Here is a 2566-nt window from a genome sequence, read left to right as displayed (position 1 = left end):
TACAATACTTAAAACAGGTTCTAAAAAGAACCCTACTATACCATTGCCCAAAATGAAGGAAAAAGACCAAAAACCAACCAAATCCTCATAAAAAGCATGAAAACTACTTTGAAATATCGTTTTTTGAGGTAATCTGCTACCATAAAAAAATGCTAAAGTGACATCCTAACGATTTTCTTTCTTGTTAAGGGTATAGCAAACCTCTCGAATTCCCCCTTATCACCAAATCCCAGATCAGTCAACAGATCATATAGCGCTAGCCTATCGGCACGCCATATGCTTAGTTATTGTACAACGTTTTTATTGCTAAAACTGATAGCCAATACGTAAGTGTAAATTTATTGCAGTTTCTCCTTTGTTTTTTGTAAATCCGGCATTTTTAGAAAAATAATGAATATAACCAACTCCAATACCCGTTTCATAATTAAAATGTTTTCCTAAGTTTCTTCTAATTCCCCAAGTTGGAATTATTGATAAGTTATCTACTATTTGTGCGTCTTTATCATCTCCAAAGTCGAGAAGTAAATCGTCTGAACGAAAACTTGTTTTAAGAGAAAAGAAATTCCCACTATTATTGTCTATTCGTTTTGATTTACTTGCGCGTTTATCGAGATTATAATACCAACGAGGTTCTAATGTAATAACGGTAGTCAGGAGAAAACCAGCATCAGAATAGAAATCATCATTATCATAAGCATCAAAACCTAATTCAGTTCGTAGCGCAATTTGATTTGATAGTTTTAGTTCGTTATTAATCCATAATCCAGCAAATCCTGTTTGAATTCCGAAGATTGATTTTTCTACACTCTGTTTTTGTGATTTTTCAGATGTGTTTTGTGATTTTACAATTAATGCAAGTCCACAAAATAATAATGTCAATACCTTTTTTTTCATTTTATTATAGTTTATAAATTTAACTGCAAATCAATAAATTTATAATGATTTAGGTTGACCAATAGAAGCGTTGGTATGTTATTATATGTTAAAAAAACATAGAACGACTTTAAGAAATACTTTTTTTGAAGTCAGAAGGAGAGAGTCCAGTTTCTTTTTTGAAAATTCTATTGAAACTGGTTCTTGATTTAAAACCGCATTCGGAGGCAATTCCAAATAGGTTATAATTTTTATGACTATCTAAGTTTATCTTGTCTTTTACAGCTTCTACACGATACTTATTTATTAAGTCATAAAATGTAGTGTTCAAGTATTGATTTAACATTGTAGAAAGTTTTTTGTCTGTTGTAGAAAGTTGTTCAGCTAATTTTCCTAATGTCAAATCTTCATTCAAATACGGCTGTTCAGTTTTTATAATAAGTTCAAGTTTGTTTTTCAGGTTTTCAAATTCTTCTTTTTTATCAGAAGATAATATATTCTTTTTTTTCTTATTAATTTCAGGTTCATCAACTTCATTATCTAATAAAAAGGATGGTAATAATACTTTAGATTGGTTTACACCGTAATACGCCAAATATGAAACTAGAACAATCATAGCTAATACAGAAACATTGTCGACATTCCATTGAAAATCACCAAAAAAAGATTCATATATTTTAAGTCCTATATCAATACTTATAATACCTAATGCAGATAAAAGCATAATCTTTATCCAATTAAAATCGTATTTTTTTAGGTTCGAATATTTATATTTAGTCAATTTTCGATATTTTGATAACAATCGTAGTGAAATAATTAAGTATAGAATAAAGTATAAATTTTCAATTCTTATTATGCTACGTATAAAATTTGTATGTGTGTAAGCCAGTTCATCTATCTTAAAATTATTGAACAATATTGTTGGAATTGTAATGCCAAAAGCAAATAAGAAAGTAGGAATAAAATGTACTAAAGTGTTTTTCACTAAACTATCTTCTTTTAAGAATAGCGATTTTACATAGAGAAATAATAAAGGACCTAAAGTAATTACCGTAATATCATTTGGTAGAAAGCAGAGTCTTATTAGCCAAATAATATTATGTAACAAAGCATAAAAATAGATAGAAACAAAAAATAGAAGTAAAAAAAATACAATTAATATTTTTTGAGGCAATTCTTTCTGTTTTATTCTTAGTAGTCTTAATAAAACTATTGCAATAATTACGATGCCACTCACTAAAAAGAAGTCTAAAATTAAATTCATTAATTAAAATTTAGTTTTCTTAATGTTTGTAATGTCCATTTGCATATATTTTTCTTATGTATAAGTTTGTATCGAGAACTGTATTCTAATGTTGTACAACGGTCTAGTGTATGATTTCGTTGCGTGTTTAAGCATTAAAGTTAGCAAATAAATCACAGATAGAAAGTCCGCGAGGACTTTCGTAAGCAAGCTATAACTAGCAATGAATTATACACATTGTGTGTGCCCAGCATGGGCATCTATTATTTATCGAAGATAAATAATTAATCTAGAGGGTGCAAGTCCCTTATGGGCAGGGGTTACGCCTTGAACCATTAGTAAGTCGCAAGCTGGTTTATCGTGAGATATGCAGTGAAGGAAGCGAGACTACAAAACTCGGTACTGAGGTACACGAACTGCATATTGAGGCTATTAGATCGGATAAGTAGG

At 29.5% G+C, this 2566-nt stretch carries 2 protein-coding genes; both read right to left on the bottom strand.

The window, feature by feature from the left end; genetic code table 11:
- Positions 1 to 306: 306 nt before the first annotated feature.
- Positions 307 to 894 carry a hypothetical protein gene (locus CVD18_RS21960; protein ID WP_103867593.1) on the bottom strand — a complete coding sequence of 196 codons (588 nt, stop codon included), beginning with the start codon at positions 892 to 894 and terminating at the stop codon, positions 307 to 309.
- Between the two features lie 109 nt (positions 895 to 1003).
- Positions 1004 to 2137, bottom strand: coding sequence for an AraC family transcriptional regulator (locus tag CVD18_RS21955; RefSeq protein WP_103867592.1), 1134 nt, complete (start codon positions 2135 to 2137; stop codon positions 1004 to 1006).
- Positions 2138 to 2566: the final 429 nt, after the last annotated feature.

This window comes from Aquimarina sp. I32.4 (genome assembly GCF_002924285.1).
Classification (GTDB): Bacteria; Bacteroidota; Bacteroidia; order Flavobacteriales; family Flavobacteriaceae; genus Aquimarina.
This window is presented reverse-complemented; position numbering and strand designations above follow the sequence as displayed.